Annotated in this window: 13 protein-coding genes; 4 read left to right on the plus strand and 9 right to left on the minus strand. The window is 61.6% G+C overall.

The window, feature by feature from the left end; translation table 11 throughout:
- The first annotated feature begins 80 nt into the window (after nt 1–80).
- The gene (locus RT91_RS11720; protein ID WP_055726020.1) at nt 81–410 is read left to right on the plus strand and encodes a transposase; all 330 of its coding nucleotides are present in this window, start codon (nt 81–83) and stop codon (nt 408–410) included.
- On the opposite strand, the gene RT91_RS11725 is transcribed toward RT91_RS11720, so the two are convergent.
- Together RT91_RS11725 and RT91_RS11730 are read right to left on the minus strand one after the other, a co-directional pair.
- Nucleotides 399–779 (minus strand): hypothetical protein, encoded by a 381-nt coding sequence (locus RT91_RS11725; protein WP_035187434.1) that lies wholly within the window; start codon nt 777–779, stop codon nt 399–401. The genes RT91_RS11720 and RT91_RS11725 overlap by 12 nt on opposite strands.
- A 21-nt stretch (nt 780–800) precedes the next feature.
- A complete protein-coding gene (locus RT91_RS11730) occupies nt 801–1,796 on the minus strand; it encodes a hypothetical protein (protein ID WP_035187426.1) in 996 nt (331 codons plus the stop codon).
- Between the two features lie 335 nt (nt 1,797–2,131).
- Between RT91_RS11730 and RT91_RS11735 the strand changes: the two genes are divergently transcribed.
- Nucleotides 2,132–3,841 carry a recombinase family protein gene (locus RT91_RS11735; RefSeq protein WP_051788266.1) on the plus strand — a complete coding sequence of 570 codons (1,710 nt, stop codon included), beginning with the start codon at nt 2,132–2,134 and terminating at the stop codon, nt 3,839–3,841.
- Nucleotides 3,842–4,132: 291 nt separating this feature from the next.
- Here RT91_RS11735 and RT91_RS22880 read toward each other — a convergent pair whose 3' ends face one another.
- Nucleotides 4,133–6,892 carry an autotransporter-associated beta strand repeat-containing protein gene (locus RT91_RS22880; protein WP_275470330.1) on the minus strand — a complete coding sequence of 920 codons (2,760 nt, stop codon included), beginning with the start codon at nt 6,890–6,892 and terminating at the stop codon, nt 4,133–4,135.
- A gap of 284 nt (nt 6,893–7,176) precedes the next feature.
- Here RT91_RS22880 and RT91_RS11745 point away from each other — a divergent pair, with 284 nt between their 5' ends.
- Nucleotides 7,177–7,932: a hypothetical protein gene (locus RT91_RS11745; protein WP_240314276.1), complete on the plus strand. Its 756-nt coding sequence runs from the start codon at nt 7,177–7,179 to the stop codon at nt 7,930–7,932.
- On the opposite strand, the gene RT91_RS11750 is transcribed toward RT91_RS11745, so the two are convergent.
- Nucleotides 7,910–8,602 carry an EAL domain-containing protein gene (locus RT91_RS11750; RefSeq protein WP_055726021.1) on the minus strand — a complete coding sequence of 231 codons (693 nt, stop codon included), beginning with the start codon at nt 8,600–8,602 and terminating at the stop codon, nt 7,910–7,912. The genes RT91_RS11745 and RT91_RS11750 overlap by 23 nt on opposite strands.
- 1,182 nt (nt 8,603–9,784) lie before the next feature.
- On the opposite strand from RT91_RS11750, the gene RT91_RS11755 reads away from it, so the two are divergent.
- Nucleotides 9,785–13,084 (plus strand): EAL domain-containing protein, encoded by a 3,300-nt coding sequence (locus RT91_RS11755; protein WP_035187429.1) that lies wholly within the window; start codon nt 9,785–9,787, stop codon nt 13,082–13,084.
- A gap of 120 nt (nt 13,085–13,204) precedes the next feature.
- Here RT91_RS11755 and RT91_RS11760 read toward each other — a convergent pair whose 3' ends face one another.
- From RT91_RS11760 to RT91_RS11780, 5 genes are read right to left on the minus strand one after another with little or no spacing between them, the layout of a single operon-like run.
- Entirely contained in the window at nt 13,205–13,783 is a 579-nt protein-coding gene (locus RT91_RS11760; RefSeq protein WP_035187430.1) for a phosphonate degradation HD-domain oxygenase, read from the minus strand.
- Entirely contained in the window at nt 13,776–14,918 is a 1,143-nt protein-coding gene (locus tag RT91_RS11765; protein ID WP_035187431.1) for a TIGR03364 family FAD-dependent oxidoreductase, read from the minus strand. The genes RT91_RS11760 and RT91_RS11765 overlap by 8 nt, the downstream gene beginning before the upstream one ends.
- Nucleotides 14,915–15,724 carry a phosphonoacetaldehyde hydrolase gene (gene phnX / locus RT91_RS11770; protein ID WP_035187432.1) on the minus strand — a complete coding sequence of 270 codons (810 nt, stop codon included), beginning with the start codon at nt 15,722–15,724 and terminating at the stop codon, nt 14,915–14,917. Before phnX ends, RT91_RS11765 begins: the two co-directional genes overlap by 4 nt.
- On the minus strand, nt 15,721–16,524 hold the full coding sequence (locus RT91_RS11775; protein WP_035187433.1) for an iron ABC transporter permease: 804 nt from the start codon (nt 16,522–16,524) through the stop codon (nt 15,721–15,723). The genes phnX and RT91_RS11775 overlap by 4 nt, the downstream gene beginning before the upstream one ends.
- Entirely contained in the window at nt 16,521–16,805 is a 285-nt protein-coding gene (locus tag RT91_RS11780) for a hypothetical protein (protein WP_205408968.1), read from the minus strand. The genes RT91_RS11775 and RT91_RS11780 overlap by 4 nt, the downstream gene beginning before the upstream one ends.
- Between the last annotated feature and the right edge of the window lie 139 nt (nt 16,806–16,944).

A 16,944-nucleotide genomic window follows, 5' to 3' on the forward strand; every position in this document is an offset into this window, starting at 1 on the left:
CTCCGCGCCGTCGTGCTGGCGCGGCGCCATCGCACGCTCGCGGACGCKWCAAGACGCGCCTGGCGGCGGCGCCTCGACCCATGATCTCGACGCCGTCACTGGCGCTCGCCCCGATCAACCACCACGGCAGACGATTGCGCCGACGATACGGCAAGGTTCGTGATCATCTCTTCACCTTCCTCGACCACCCGGATATCGCCGCGGACAACAACGGCTCCGAGCGCGAACTCCGGCCTACCGCGACATATCGCAAGGTCACCGGAGGGTTCCGATCCAACTGGGGCGCCGATTTCTTCGCCAACGTCCGATCCGTCGTCGGGACCGCCGCGCGGCACGGCCTTGATGCCTACACCGCTATCAAAAACGCCGTCACCGGAGCATCACTGCCCATCGCCCCCCTACCGGGTTGAGCAGATACCGACATAGTCCCTCAATTGCTTCATGTGCATCGGCTTCCAATGCTGTGCTTCAGCATAAATCAGCCGCGCCAAGTGATCATAAAAATGCCCGACCACCTTGTTCAGCTTCGAGGATATGAGTTTGGCGGGGCATCGCACGGCATCAATCAAGATCAGGGCTTTGGCGGCTTCTTCATGCGCAAAGTTTTCCAGAACCTCGATCTCTCGAGGTTTGTCCTGGAGCTGCCGTGATGCAGACCAAAAGCCTTCCGCGCTTTGAGCAATGATCGGTAGCCCTTCTGCCAAAAACTTGAGGCGGTCTTCTTGAGGCATCTGGCAAAGCTTGATGGCCTGCCGGCCGCCGAATGTGACCTTGGTCATGTACTGCCCCCGCAGATCCAATCAAAATGGCAGATCATCGTCCAAAGATTGGGCATTTGATTTCACCTTTATAGCTGCTGCGGGAAGCTGTGTGTTGCTCACAACGAACAGATTGAGAATATCATCGCGATCCATGAACATGATCCTGCTGCGCTTTGTCGCATCTAGATTTCGGCCAAGCCAAAGTCTGGCCGACTTGGTGATTTCTCCGCCGGCAACAATATAGGCATGATCAACCAGAACCTCTCGGCTGAACTCGGGGTCAAATAGAACGCTGTCCAGCATCATCAGGACCTGGTTGTGGATCACGGCGATGTTGGTATTGGCGCCCTCGCGGTTCCTGCTATCAGCTGACGCATCAAGCTTCCCCTTTTTGGCCTGGATACCGAAGTAGAGCATGTGCTGACTCGGCAAGGCGAAGCGCATCCACACATCCTTGCCATGCTCGAGGTTCTTATCCTTATGACCCGCCGACGTGATGCGGTGGTATCCGAGCTGGCGCAGCAAAGGCAGCAATACCTCTTCGATCAACTCGTCCTCAGAGCATGTATCGAGGTAGGCCGACAGTTGCGCCCGTTTCTGTGTCTCGGCTGGAGTAAATGGCCGATGGGGGTTAGCCTGAACGGATACAGCTCGGGTGGCTATATGCCGAATATACAGGTGATTGTCCTCACCATAGAAGGCTTCAAACCCCTCACGACCCAGGGGTTCGTTCAGCGCTGCCAGAGCGGCAGACCTGTCCAGGTCACCGTCCTGGGCCTCCCGCTTGTCCATCAGAACCCGGAGCAGGTTGACGAACCTATTTGGCAGGGTGTTGGCGGCTGGAGATGCCTCAGCCAGTAGCTTTTCCAGCACACCGGCAGTCCAGATGCTGCGAGTGGTACCATCATGCGCATCATCGAGATCGCATTCCTGCATGAACGTGGTGATGTAATAGCTTGATCGACGTTGGAAATGCGGCACGTCGCCGATCACCATATCAGCGATCGCGCGGAGGTTTCGCGGTTTGAACTGCATTTTCCGTCTCCGATCCCTATTCTGACCTATTATTCGAAACCGACAATCAAACCAAGGTGAGAAATTGCCAGCGCGTTCAGATTGCCAGGTCCTTACCTCGCTCTAGCCGTAGACGTCTGCTTTCTCATTTGGTTGCCCGAAACTCGCCAGGCTACTCCCGGCCCAACATTGCCATGTTTGCTTATGGCCCTTGACGCGGCGACCGATCCGGTGGGCGACCAATGGGTGAGGCGCGAGCTACCCCGCGATCTTCGGGCGCGGTGAAATTTCCGGGTTTCGCGGCGACCGAGGCGTGATAGCATTTGATTGTTCCATTCCCGCCACGGAGTCGCGTGATGTCTGTGCGAGTAGCCTTGTATGCGAGATATTCGACCGACTTGCAGAGTGATGCGTCGGTGGAGGACCAGTTGCGGATCTGCCGGACGCGGGCTGAGCGTGAGGGCTGGAAGGTGGTGGAGAGCTACTCGGACCGAGCGATCTCGGGTGCGTCGATGCTCCGTCCCGGCATCCAGGCGCTGATGGAGGACGCCGGCCGGCGCCGGTTCGACGTGGTGCTGGCCGAGGCAATGGACCGGCTATCGCGTGACCAAGAGGATATAGCGGCCCTGTTCAAGCGCCTGCGCTTTGCCGGTGTTTCGATCGTGACGATCGCCGAGGGCGAGATCAACGAGATGCATATCGGCCTCAAGGGCACGATGAACGCGCTGGCGCTGAAGGATCTGGCCCAGAAGACGCATCGTGGCCTGCTCGGCCGGGTAGAGGCGGGCCTCTCTGCCGGCGGACGTGCCTACGGCTATGACGTGGTCCGCCGCACCGACCACAAGGGCGAGCCGATCCGCGGCGAACGGGCGATCAACGAGGCCGAAGCGGCCGTCGTCCGCCAGATTTTCACGATGGCGGCAGAGGGCGCGAGCCCGATTGCCATTGCCAAGACGCTGAACGGCGCAAAAATCCCGGGGCCCAACGGGCGTGCCTGGCAGGACACGACGATCCGGGGACATGCCGAGCGCGGCACCGGCATCCTGCGCAACGAACTCTACATCGGCGTCCAGGTCTGGAACCGGATGCATTACATAAAGGATCCGGCTACCGGCAAACGTGTTGCGCGGATGAACCCAACCACGGAATGGGTGCGTGAGGCGGTTCCGCATCTGCGGATCATCGACCAGGATCTGTGGGATTGTGTGCAGGAGCGCCTGGCCGCGGTGCGTATCGCCTCGGGCGCGGACAAGATCGACCGCGCGGTCTTTCAGGAGCGGCGCCGGGCGAAGCACGTGCTGACGGGCAAGGTCTTCTGCGGCGGCTGCGGTGGCAGCTTCGGCGCCGTCGGCCAGGATTATCTCTCCTGCACCGCTGCCCGAAAGCAGGGCACGTGCGACAACCAGCGCGGTATCCGGCGGAGCGAACTCGAGCGTCTGATTCTCGACGCACTGCGCCAACAGCTGATGCAGCCCGAGCACGTCGCGGAGTTCGTGGCGGAATACACGGCCGAGTATAACCGGCTCAATTCCGAACGCTCAGCCGCGCTTGCCTCGCACAAGCGCGAACTCGAGAGTGTCACGCGCAAGCTGGGCGGCCTGATCGATGCGATTGCGGAGGGGATGCGGGCACCCGGGCTGCAGCAGAAGCTCGACACGCTGGAAGCTCGGAAGGCAGAACTGACCCAACTGATCGAGACCGCCGGGATTTCGTTACCGTTGCTGCATCCGCACCTGGCGGAGACCTATCGCGAGCGGGTGACCGACCTTCATGCCGCCCTCACCCGCGAGGATGGCGGCACCGCGGCGCTGGAAGCGGTTCGCGCGCTGATCGAGCGCGTCGACGTGTCACCGCCTGATGGCGACGATCCCCGCTCTCTGCCGAAGATTGTGCTGACTGGCGCGATTGCGGCGATGGTCGGGCTGGCGCTGGAGCCTGGCTCCAGAACGACAAAAGCCGCGCTGTGTGGCGCGGCTGTATCTGATTTGTTCTTGAGTTCGGTAAAAGTGGTTGCGGGGACACGAAACCATCTTAACTTGCTACTAGCCGCCACCTTATCACCGTGAGTGCAGTCGCCGAATATAGAGAGCGTGATCGCCCCCCCGATGAGTGGTCCGAGTTGGAAGTTAGTGCATTTTCACTTCTGATGCCATGGTATGCACCGAGTATATCGTGAATCGTTCGCATTCCTTCAGAGCCAAATCTCAGCGGAAATCAACCGGCCAGGTGGATGATCTCGGGCGAGGTCTTGAAGTAGCGGAACAGCGAACGCTGGGTCATGCCGAGACACTACCGCCAAGGCTCCTCGCGCTCAACCCATGTTGCTTTGACACTATCCTCAGAAAGGGGCAGATTAACTACCAGATATAGCGCACGGCGAGACCGAGATCTTGCATGGATTTGTTATCGCCCCACGCTCCCTCCCAATAGACGTCACCGCGCCAATGTCCGGTTCCGATCACTTTCACCCCTGCGCCTGCCGTGTAAGCAGCTGTTGCTGCCGCGGTCGCCGTCTGCACCGAACTCGCGAGCTGCAGCGTCTCAACGTTACTGTAGCGGCGCTGTCCGACGCTACCATAGCCGCCGGTTGAGACGAACGGTTCGACAGTTCCGAAAGATCGGCGAAGGACCATACCCCCCGTTATGCCCGCGGAGATCCGGCCGAGATCCGTGGCGAGCGCCTCATAGGTCAGACCCAAGCTGCCGGCCCTGGTCTCCACCACCGTCCCGATCTGTGTATGAGCGTAGGCCGCCTCGATATCCGGAACGAGGAAGAACAGGCCCCGCCGCAGCGCATACTGCGCCCGCATCGCCGCCACGTCATAGAGTCCCGCCCCGCCGGCACGGGCACCGACGCTGAATTCCGGCACCGAGCGCTCGAAATTGTCAGAGAGACCGCCCACCGCATTACTGAAGGATATCTGGAGATGGCGATGATGATAAATCCCATAGAGGGCGATGCCGGTCTCCGTATTGTTTACCGTGCCGTAGCCGCCACTCGTGCCCGTGAACAACGCATTCACGGCAAAGCCCGCAATCCAGACGGGCGAGATCGGAAAGCCGCGTCCGACCAGCGTTCCGCCGGTGTGGAAGTCGAAGCCATTCGCGCTCCCGAAATTCCCAAGCGCATGCATCCAGACGCCCGAACGCGCCGAACCTGCACTATCGCCGCCAAGGATTGCGTCAATGTCGTCGAACAGCGCCTCGTTGATGGCGAACCGGCTCGCAACATAAGCCCGGCCGCTATCGACCAATACCGGCTGCGGGCTGAGTTCGAGATACACATCATCCGGCTGGTAAACGACGCTGGGGAGGATGTAAGGGCCGAAGCTGCCCGCGTAGCCGACCTGCGAGAAAGTCCCGGAGACCCCGCCACTCGCGTGGATAAGGTCGTACTTGCCGCCGATTGCGTAGGTGCCAGAGCCGAGATCGATACCGAGCGCGCCGGAAAGCGTCGCCCGTACGCTCGCCAGCAGCGGAGAATAGCCGGTGCCGATCGTCGGGGTCGCACGGAGCACCAGCAAGCCGCTCCCGCTCTGGATGTAGTCGCCGCCGAGTCTGACCGATTGCCTGGAGCCGGAGAGATCGAATGTCGCATTGTTCGTCACCGCGGCGGAATGGACAATTCCACCGGTTCCCGAAAGCGCAAGCGTGCCGGCATCGATCGTCGTCGCTCCGGTGTAGGTATTCGCCCCCGTCAGCACCAGCGCTCCGCCACCCTGCTTCACGAGATCGCCGGCGGGACTCCCCGGGGTCGCGTTGGAAATCACGCTGCCGATCGTGGTGGTTTTGCCGCTGGCAATATCGAAGGTCGGATCGCCCTCGAGCACGATCGGGTCAGTTATGGCCGTCGTGCCGGTGACACTCAGTTCCGCGGGCATCGTGGCCGTACCCAGAAGCGCAAGCGTCCCCGAACCCAGAGCGCTCGCAGATGCGATCTGCAGCGTGGCGCCGGCCAGCACCTGGATGCCGCCGGTGAACGTATTCACCCCAACGGGATCAAGGACGATGACGCCGCCGGCAGTCGGATTGGACGAGATGATCAGATGCCCTGGCGTGCTGCCATTGGCATTAGAGAAGACGCCAGTGAAGATCAGTGTATGGCCGGCGGCATCCAGTGTGCCCCCCTTGCCGGTGATGGTGAAGGAGGCAGCCGTGGTGGCGTTGGCGTCGCTGGTCAGGCTGCCTCCGTCGAACTCGGTGGTCAGCGACGATCCGACATCAGATAATTGCCCGCCCTGACCGGAGATATTGGATTGGGAGAGAAGGAAGCTGATGTAGCCGTTTCCAAAATTTCCGGCGACCGAGATGGCGTTGCCGGAGCTGCCGGCGGTCGCCGAGATCAGCGTGAACCCGCTTGCTTCGTAAGAACCGCCGCCGCCACCGCCGAAGCTCAAATATCCGGAGCCGCCGCCGCCGCCCGAATAGCCGCCACCGCCGCCGCCTTCGGTGGTCCCGGCGCCGCCGCCACCATAACCGCCCGCCTCGCCATATCGTGCAACACCGCCGGCGAGAGACGGGTAGGCGGCGCCGCCGGTCGCGAAAGTACTGCTGTTCTGCCCTGCGGTGAGAAAGCCGCCCCCGCCCCCGCCATGGTCGTAGGGGTTAGCTGCGCCGCCATCGCCGTTGCTACCGCCAGCCCCTGCGCCCGCGCCACTGCCAGAGGCACCTGAGGTCGTAACCTGTCCGCCGCCACCGCCACCTCGATTGGAGCCAGCGCCACCGCCGCCGCCAGCGACCACAATCAAGGTATTGCTCGACTGGTCGAAAACGAAGCTACCTCCTCCGCCGCCCCCGCCGCCATAAGTCGAGCTACTCCCGGCGCCACCCGCAATGAGGTTCAGGACCTCGCCCGCGGAAAAATCATAGTCGCCGACGATCACGGCACCGGCGCCGCCTTGCCGTGAATTGCCACCATTGCCGCCCTGGGCGCCGGCGACTGTGATCTGGTAGGTTCCCGTGGTCGCGATGCGCAGTGTCTGGGCGGCGCCGGTATAGCCAACGGTGACGGTCTGAGCCGAGGCGGGATCGGCAATCGGCAAGCACGCGAGAAGGATGCCTGCCACAAGAGTCCGGCGGGATTTCGAGGCTGCGTGGCGAAGGGTCAGAACAAGCATGCTCCGGAGTTTCTGGCATGGCGGGTGGGGAATCCGCATATCCACATTTCTTTTGATTCGATGAAGCGAAAGTTCGTTCCGTCGTCATTAGGCAGCAAAGGGTTAATATTTTGAGTATCCGCTCAGGCAATGGGCCGGAAATCACGCTCAGGGCAGTGCCGGTGTTGCTTAAAAATCCTGATGCGATGTCGCGATCGCGGTGCGCAACGGCTCGGGACGACGGCTTTGGTCGCAACTCAACGAGTGGTTGGGGGACGAGCTCTTGCCGGCGCGACGATCACAACGTGCTCAATGCTGTGCACGTCGTCGAGAGAGTCGCCCGCGGCCACAGCTATCTCTACCTTGTGGAAAGCGTGCGCGTGGGCAAATCCGTCCGCCAGCGCACCATCAAATCCCTCGGTCGCAAGGATGTCCTCGCCGCATCCGGCGAACTTGACAGGCTCGTCGCCTCGATCGCGCGGCACGCCGAACGTTCCATCATCCTCTCCGATATCGATGCCGGTCGGATCGCCGCCCACAGGATCGGTGGCCCCCTGCTGTTCGGCCGCCTCTGGGACCGGCTCGGGATCGGTGAGGTGCTGAACAACCTCCTCGAGGGCCGCCAGTTCGGCTTTGCCGTCGAGCGCACCGTCTTCGTCGCAACACTGCACCGGCTGTTCGTCTCAGGCTCCGACCGCTCCTGTGTCGACTGGATGCAGAGCGACGCCATCGATGGCGCGGAGGATCTGGCGCTACACCACTTCTATCGCGCGATGGCCTGGCTGGGCGGGGAACTCGGCGACAGGCAAGCGGGCGCCCTCGCGCCACGTTGCGTCAAGGACGTGATCGAGGAGCAACTCTTCGAACGCCGGCGCGACCTGTTCACCGATCTCAGCCTGGTGTTTATGGATACGACCTCGCTCTGCTTCTACGGCGAGGGCGGCGAGACGCTAGGCCGGCACGGCCACTCGAAGCGAAAAAATCCCGCGTTGGCATTATTTCTGAACATTCCAGCAATGCGATGTGTGATCGCTGATGTCAAATCGCCCATGCAGGAGTAGGCAAACTGCGAAAGCCTGGCTTGGCGAAAAGATAACCTTGCATAAGCGTAATCCCGAGATCGTTCAACGCCGAGCATTCGCCTAGCGTTTCGATGCCTTCGGCAACGACGGTAATACCCATTTCCCGGCACATTGCAGCGCAATGGCTGACGATGCTCCTGCGCCCCTTATCCGAATCGATGCCGCGGATCAGTTCCATGTCGAGCTTCACCAGATCCGGGCGGAATTTGGCGAGTAGATTGAGATTGGAATATCCCGACCCAAAATCATCAATCGCCGTGCGGAAGCCCATAGCTGCGTATTCCGCCACGATATCGGCCAAATGATCGGGCGTGCTCAACAATTCTCCCTCGTTAATCTCGAAGATAAGCTTTCTGGTTGGAAATCTAGTCCGGGCGGCAGCTTGCAGAGTCGTGCGAATGCACGCTCGGGGCTCATAGACTGCATTGGGCAGAAAATTGATCGAGAGATCGCAAGAGCTATCGCCGAGCCCAAGAGCGGCGGCGGTTTCAATCGCCGTCACTCGACATGCTTGGTCAAAAGCATAGAGTTCCGACTGGCCAATGGTTTCTAATATACTCCCTGCCGACTCTCCGGCGGGGCCGCGCACCAAAGCCTCATAGGCGAACACTGATCGTGCCGCGACATCGATGATTGGCTGAAATGCCATGGCGAGCGGCCTGTCGAATTGCCCCTGTCGACAGCCTGCACATGATCCTGTGTCTTTGAGGCGGGCTTTTATCAGCCCCATTACCGCGTCGCCATTATTAATACATCCTTAAGTAGATGCTTTCGCGAGATGCAAATTAAGCATACAAAAGAATGCGACTAATTATTTAACGTTCGCCTAAAATATATATCACCCTTTCTCGATATCACTGATGGTTCAGTCAGCCGTGCGGGCAGGGCATACGCCGCATCGTCAATGAGTGGTCTCGGGCCAGCGTTTTGCCGTCCCTTGTCGCCAATTGAATCTGAGAGACTCGATATCCAAACGAAGCTTATGACGCCGATAGACATAGGGTTGCGGATCTGTCTTTTTCGGATTGACGAAACAATCGTGATGGTCGCGGCGACCGAAATCCGCATCGTCTTGAATCCTCTTTAACGGAGGTTCAAACTATGGCATTTCCCATGAAGAGCGCCGCATGTTGGCATTATCGGGGGCCTGTGAGAACCGCTTTCCCGCGGCGCTGCGGCTATACGGCGGCATGCATGCACTCGCCGCCGTATAGCCGCATAAGATCACGGCATTGTGTTTGCGGAAATTGGACGGCACCCGACTCTGCACGCAGATAAATCCATTAGACTAAATGACTTTGTCACCTGATTGAGGATTTTGCCTACAGCGGGACGCAATGCCCGACAAAACGATCGGGAATAATCGCCATTTGAATCAGAGTACTAATGAAATTTTCTGCCGCACTTCAAGGCGACGTGCACAGCATCGCAGATGTCAGGTCAATACGAGTCCGGTGAAATTACATTTTGCGCAGAAAGCAATTATTGGAATTATAACATAAATTTCTTCATGATTCGAAATTTAACTTCCATAATAATTCGAGTGCGGCCATGGATCCAAGCACCGAATTCATAACTGTTATGTAGAAGCTATCATTTTATTAGTTCGTCGATTTCCTTAGATCGGGCTCGTATGGCAATTGAAGGCGTCGATTGTCAGCATCGCAAAATTGAATATCTGAGAGTGAAGCCAGGCGGGCAAAACTGATTGCACCGGGACCGTCTTAATTTGTGCGACTCATGATGAGTATTTGCACAACGACGTGACCCAGGCTTGCAGCATGATCGACCAGTCATCGTGGAACGCTCCCGGAATCAAGGGGTAATCCGCATGCCATCCGACGACATGGAATTTGCGCGCCAGGCCGCGCTTGCGCGCTATGAGATCATAGGAACTTCGGCCGAAGAATGCTTCGATCGCTTCACTCGCATCGCAGCAGAAGCGCTGGGAATGCCAATTGTGCTGGTTTCCTTTGTGGATTCCGAACGTCTGTGGCTGAAGGCAAGACGCGGTACGGACCTCTTATGGACGCTGCGCGAACACGCATTTTGTGATCACACGGTCAGGTCAGATGACGTCTTTGTTGTTGCAGACGCTCGCCTGGACGAACGGTTCTGCAACAGCCCCCTCGTCGTCGAGCCGCCAAATATCAGATTTTACGCCGGCGCACCGATCATCACCGCGGATGGCTATCGCATTGGAAGCATGTGCGTTCTCTCGCCTGAGCCATATGACGGCTTTGATGCCGGCGCACAGCAGCTCCTCGTGGAACTCGCACACTCGGTGATGACTGAACTGGAATTACGGCGGACCAATCGCGAACAGGCAAAGATTTCAGGCGATCTCGCCTTCTGGAACCGGCTTTCCCAGGCGATTGCCTCGACGCCGGATTTCGATTCTGCGCTCGATCAGACACTTACCTACTGCGCCGAACGCACCGGTGCCACGGTTTGCTTCCTTTCGGCCTATCACACAGCCCATGGGATGGTGGAATACGTCAAGGGCCATATCGTCCCCAACCGTACATTGAAAGGCATGGACGTTTCCAAATGGGCTGGAGTTCACCCTGCGGGACATCTCAGTTTCGGGAAAGCCCTGTCCAAAGGGATTGTATTTGATAGTTTCCCAATGCGGGATCCCGACGAGTATCGTGAATTTCCTTTTTTGCGTGCATTGGTCGAAGCAGGAATTCGCCGTCAGCTTGTCTATCCATTCGATCTCGCGGAGCGCCGCTTCGGCCTCGTGCTCGGTTTTGAAAACCCCGATATCACACGCGACACACACGGTCTGGTGCAGGAATTCATCGCCAGGCTGACCCCGCTGCTGCTGGGGCACCTGCGGGAGGATGCGCTGGAAAGCGCCAACCGAACGCTGCGGATGATCCATGCCTCTACGGGCGCCTTCGCCCGCGCCTGCACGCCGCAGGCCCTGTTCGACGCAGCTTGCCGGCTCGCAGTTGAAATCGGCGGCTATGATGCTTGCTGGATTGGCCTCGCCCGGAATGATCAGGAGCGGTCGATCCGCCTCGTCGCGAGCGCTGGACGCGGCATCCGGTCTATCTCCAAGATGCGTCTCACATGGGCGGATGAGCCGGACGGCAGAGGGCCGACCGGCACTGCCGTCCGTGAGAAGAGAGTCGTCCTGTTGGCCGATCTCGAAAGAGACCAGGGCTTTGCGCGCTGGCGGGACAGGGCGCTCGCCTCCGGGTTCCACGCCTGCATCTCGCTGCCGTTTGCATCCGAGGAAGGCTCGGTGGTCGGCGCCTTCACATTATATTCGTCGAGACATCTGGTCTTTGGGGGGGATGAACAGAGGCTATTGGTCGAACTGACCGAGAACCTGACCAAGGCTGTACAGGACGTCACGACGAGGCAGGAGCGCGACGCCGCCTTGATAGCTCATTCGATGAGCGAACAGCGGATCGATCGGCTGCTCACGGCGAGTGGCACGGTTCTCTACACGCTGACACTGATCGACGGACAGGCGGTTCCCGTGGAGATCAGCAGGAATATCCTCAACATGCTGGGCTATGCGCCTGAAGACGTTCATGGCCCGGACTGGTGGCGGAACAGCGTGCATCCCGAAGATCTGCCACAGGCCGAACCTGCTGTCGCTCATGCCTGCGAGGCCGGACACTACGTCCATCGCTACCGTATCCGGCATCGGAACGGCAGCTACCGTTGGGTACGCGATGAGTTGACGCTGCAACGCGATGCCGAAGGCCGTCCGTCCGGCATCGCCGGCGTCTGGATCGACATTACCGAACACCGGACGGCGGAGGAGGAGATTTATCGTCTTGCGCATCTCGACCCACTGACCGGCTTGCCCAATCGACGCCTCCTGAACGAGCGGCTCGGGACAATGCTCAGCGAAGCGCGGCGGGCCGGCTCGCACGGCGCGCTGCTGTTCATCGATCTGGACCGGTTCAAGAATATCAATGATATGCTCGGCCATACCGCGGGCGATGCCGCGCTCGGAGAGGTCGCACATCGGCTACGCCGCGCGGTGGGTGGGACGGACACGATCGCGCGTATCGGCGGCGATGAATTCGTGGTCCTCCTTGCCGAGGCCGGCGCCACGGCGGAGGATGCGGCTGCCCATGCGACAAGAGTCGGGGGCAAGATAATCGATGCGGTATCCGGCAGGCCGATCTCGATCGGCGCGCGCGAATATCATCTAGGTGCAAGCATCGGATTTACCCTGTTTCCAAAGCCGGCCGACACGATCGACACGCTGGTCCGCGAGGCGGACACCGCAATGTATCAGGCCAAGGCCGGGAGAAACGATGTTGTCTTATTCCAGCCCGCCATGCACCAAGCCATCATGGTTCGTCACGCCATCGAGGATGAGATCCGATGGGCGCTGAAGGACGAGCAGTTTGAAATCTGGCTGCAGGACCAGGTGGATACGACCGGCACGGCAGTCAGCGCAGAGATCCTGGTCCGGTTGCGGCTGCGTGATGGTCGGATTGCCGCCCCCAACGAGTTCATCGGTATCGCCGAATCCTCCGGCCTGATCGTTCCGCTCGGCCGCTGGCTGCTCCGTGAGGCGTGTTCGATCCTCACCCGGATCGGACGCCATGAGCCTGGCTATGGGTTGTCGGTCAATGTCAGCCCGCGACAATTTCATGACCCCGGCTTCGTCTCCGATGTTCTCACCGCGCTCGACGTCTCCGGCGTGGCGCCCGAGCGGCTGACCCTGGAGATCACCGAGAACCTGCTGATCAGGGATACCCTCGAGATCACGCGTATCATGGGACATCTCGCGGATCGCGGCGTGCGGTTCTCGGTTGACGATTTCGGAACCGGCTACTCGAGCCTGCACTACCTGCGCCACCTGCCGATCCATGAACTCAAGATCGACCGCAGCTTCATTGCCCAGGTGCCCTGGGATGTCTCGTCCGTCGCGATCGTCGAGGCGATCCTCGCGATGGCGCACCGTCTCGACCTCGATGTCGTCGCCGAAGGCGTGGAGACCGCGGAACATGTTGCATTCCTGGGCGCGCGCGGGCGAATGCGAATGCAGGGCTTCTTCTTCGCTGAACCATTGAATGCCACGGCATGGCTCAATCGGCGATCCAATCCTGTTGTGTCGGATGACCTGCAACGCTCTGCGCCCGTCTGCAAGTGAGGTCTTTACAATCTGCGACTGAGCCGGATACCCACATTAACCCTGTGAAGGTTGTTGAATTCGTGATTCACTGCCTCAGAACTTGCCACTACCGACTGAATGAAGTCACTTAATCAGCTTTCACTTTCCTTTTGAAGGCGGAACCACGAACGCAGTGGTTATCAGGCGCTGGTAATGCGCTAGATCCGGCGTTACCGCCTTGGGATCCTTCGCCTGGTCGTCCCATCGTCGCAGCTGCAGCGCCTCGGCGGCGAACGGTGCCGCGAGGAAGGCCTCCACCTCGTCGGGGCTCATCACGCCCCCCTGCAATTCGAGCGACAAGCGCGAGGCGTCGGACAGCTCAGCGAAATAGGCCGGGTCGGTCGCGCAGAGGCAGCGCTTGGCCTCGACATGCAGGCGCACCGGCCCGGCCACCTCCGGCGGCAACACTGCCCGCAACATCGCCGCGCCGAGATCCTCATGAACGTCGTCGATCCCCCGCTGTGCCGCGTCCTCGCCGAGCCCGGCAAAGAGATGTCCAACATCATGAAACAACGCTGCGGCGACAAGTGCCGGCGACGCCCCCTCCCGCTCGGCCTGATGCGCCGTCTGCAACGCGTGCTGCAACTGGCTCACCGCCTCGCCGTGATATTCGGCATCGCCATGCGCGCGCATCCGGCGGAACAGCTCGTCGAGCGTCAGCGGGGCGGAATCAGACATCGGCCACCTCCTGCAGTAGACGGGCGGTCACGCCAAAGGAGAGGGTCATCCCGGCACCGCCGAGCCCGGTGAGAACGGTGACGCGATCGCACGGGTCAAGCCGCGTCGCAGGGCCGTGGTGGCTGCTGACATAGACGCCCTGCCACCGACGGGTGATCCGCAGCGGCGGCAGCACGGTCATCTCGGCCAGATAATGCAGGATGCGCTGGTCCACCGGCTCACTGTTGAACGGCGTGGTGTCCGGCCCATAATCGTGGGAATCGCCGATGATCAGCTCGCCTCCCTCATGCTGCGAGAGGAGAATGTGGATGCCGTCGGCCAGCGCGTCGTCGCATTCGTGCTCAAGCCGCGCGCGCAGGGCGGGCAGCGTGCGGCAACCTTCAAAGGCAGGGTAGTGCAGCAGCGTCAGCCCGGCGCACAGGGCGGGGCCTAGATCGAACGGCGTGCCGGTCCGGGCGGCCAGCATTTGCAGCCGCACCGGGCGTAACCCCGCCTCGTGCAGCAGACCGGGAAACAGCGTATCGAGTTCGGCCCCCGGACAAACGACGATCCTCCGCGCCGCCCAACGTGCGCCGCCGGCGACGAGGTGCCCGGTCTCCACGGCGGTCACCGCGTGACGCCAGTGGATCGCGACCCCGAGCCGGTCCACGAGATGGCGGGCGAGGATCGTGAGCGCCAGCGGCGAGCTGATCTGGCATTCGGTGTTGCTGAACATCGCGCCGCGCAGCCCGTCTGGTCGCGCCGCCGGTGCCTGGGCGAGGGTCTCTGCCGGGGTCAGCATGCGGCAGTCATGACCCTCGCCGGTCTGCGTGCCGACGAACTCCTCCAGCACTGCGACTTCCTCTGCGCGGTAAGCTAGATGCAGTGAACCGGTCGGACGCAGATCGAGTGCGGCGGCGGCAGCAGCCTCGTGCCAGTGGCGGAGACTATCGAGCGCGAGGTCAAAGCGCGGTCCGGCTGGTTGGCCGATCGGCCAAATCAGGCCAAAATTGCGGATCGAGGCGCCGAGCGGCGTGCCGGCTCGCTCGAATATCGCCACCCGCATGCCGCGCCGCGCCGCGTGCCAGGCAAGCGACTGGCCGACGATACCGGCACCAACGATGGCGAGGTCGAACGTCCCGGCATAGCTGCTCACGGCCGCTCTCCAACGGCGAGCCGCGCATCGAGTGCGGCGATCGCGGCGGGCAGGCCGGCGATGCTGTCAATCACCAGATGTGCCCCGGCATCGTGCAGTCGCCGGGCCGCCCGCGCGCGTAGCGCCGCCGCTTCCTGCGCCGGCAGGGCTGCCCATTCCGCTGCCGACAGCCCGACCTCGTTGCCGCTGTCGGTCACCCCGATGCTCCACATTCCCGCGTTCACGCCCTCGGCAATGCCGGTCGGCGTATCGTCCACCTTGGCGCAGCACCGCGCGGCGGGCGCCCCGAGCGCGACGGCGACGCGCCAGGCGATGTCGGGAAACGGCCGCCCCCTCGCCACCTCATCGCTGGCGACGACCGCATCCGGCGCGTAGCCGGCCCGTGCCGCCGCGGTGGCTACGATGCGCATCATCGCCCTGTCATATCCGGAGTTGCTGCCGATGCGCAGGCCGGTGGCGCGCAGCGCGGCGATCGCCCCGTTCAGCCCCGGCACCGGATCGGCATGATCGTCGAGCACATCGAGTTGGATCTCGCGGAAGCGAGCATAAAGCGCATCGAGCGCGGTCGTATCCGGCGCCGTGCCGTGCCGCCGGTGCCACTGTTCGTTTACTGCTGGCAGATTGAGCAGGGCGCACAGGTGGTCGCGTTTTTCCAGCCCCATCGGCCCGCGCACCGCCGCCTCGTCGATTGCAATTCCGGCCTCGGCAAGGGTCCGGGTAAAGGCGGCGACGGGCGCGCGGCAGCCGAAATCAACTGTGGTTCCCGCCCAGTCAAGAATGACGCAGGTGATGCGATAGTCGGTCATGTGCGGCGAGGCCTCCCGGTAGCGGGGTTGAGCAGAAGAAGCACGGCAAAGGTGCAGCCGAGCAGGCCGACGCCGAGTGCGGCGCCAGAGAAGATATTGCCGCGATCTGTCAGCGCGAAGACCCGCACCGGCGCTGTCACCCATTGCGGTGGATAGAGCATGATCGTGGCGCCAAGCTCGCCCATCGAAAGCGCGAATCCCAGTGCTAGCGCGGCCAGAAGATGCGGTACGAGCAAGGGTAGCGTGATGCCGCGCAGTACGAGGCCCGGCCGTGCACCGAGCGAATCCGCCATCTCCTCGAGCCCGGCGGGCAACGTCTCCAGCCCGGCGTTCGTGTTGGCATAGGCATAGGCGGTCACCAGCACGACATGAGCGATGACGACCAGAGCCACCGTGCCGTTCAGCAACAGCGGGCTGCGGCTGAAGGCGATCAGCAGTGCAAGCCCGATTGAGGCCGAGGGCAGCGCAACGGGCAAGAAATACAGCGCATCGAGCATCCGCCGGACCGGTCCGGGCAGGCGCCGCCCGGCAAGCGCCCCCGCGCCGCCTAGTAGCACGGCGATGGCCGACGCCAGCGCGGCGGTCACCACACTGTGCCACAGCGCCGGCCACTGACCTGGCCCACCGAGGGCGGCAAGGTGCCGCAGCGTCAGCGTATCCGGCAGCGCGCCGTTCCACTGCCCAGCCACCGCGGCCAGCGCCAGCATAGCCAGCGGCAGGCCGAAGACGAGAGTGAACAGCGCCACTGCGGCGATCCACGCTGCGGCGCGCGCAATTGGCGCATGGGCGAGTAGGTTCACGCCGAGATCCCCCGCCCGAGCCGCGCGAGGCTGAAGCGGTAGAGCGCGAACAGCCCGAGCGACAGCATGATGTCCGCAAGGGCAACGACGCTCGCACCGGTATAGTCGAATTGCTGGATCGCCTCGCCGTAGATAAGCACCGGCAGGGTAATGACGTTCTTTGCCCCCATCACCAGCATGATGCCGAATTCGTTCACCGTGAGCAGCAGGCAGAGACTGCCGCCGGCCAGCAGCGAGGGCAGTAGCTCAGGCAGCACGATACGCCGGAGTATGCCCGGCATTCGCGCGCCGAGGCTGCTGGCCACTCGAGCTGCGCAGTGTCGATCGACTGGAACCCGGCCAGCAGCGGGCGCAGCACGAACGGCGTGTAGAATGTCACCTCCGCGAGAACGACGCCCCAGAACCCATACAAAAAGCTCG

This window comes from Acidiphilium sp. JA12-A1 (assembly GCF_000724705.2).
GTDB classification, from domain to species: Bacteria; Pseudomonadota; Alphaproteobacteria; order Acetobacterales; family Acetobacteraceae; genus Acidiphilium; species Acidiphilium multivorum.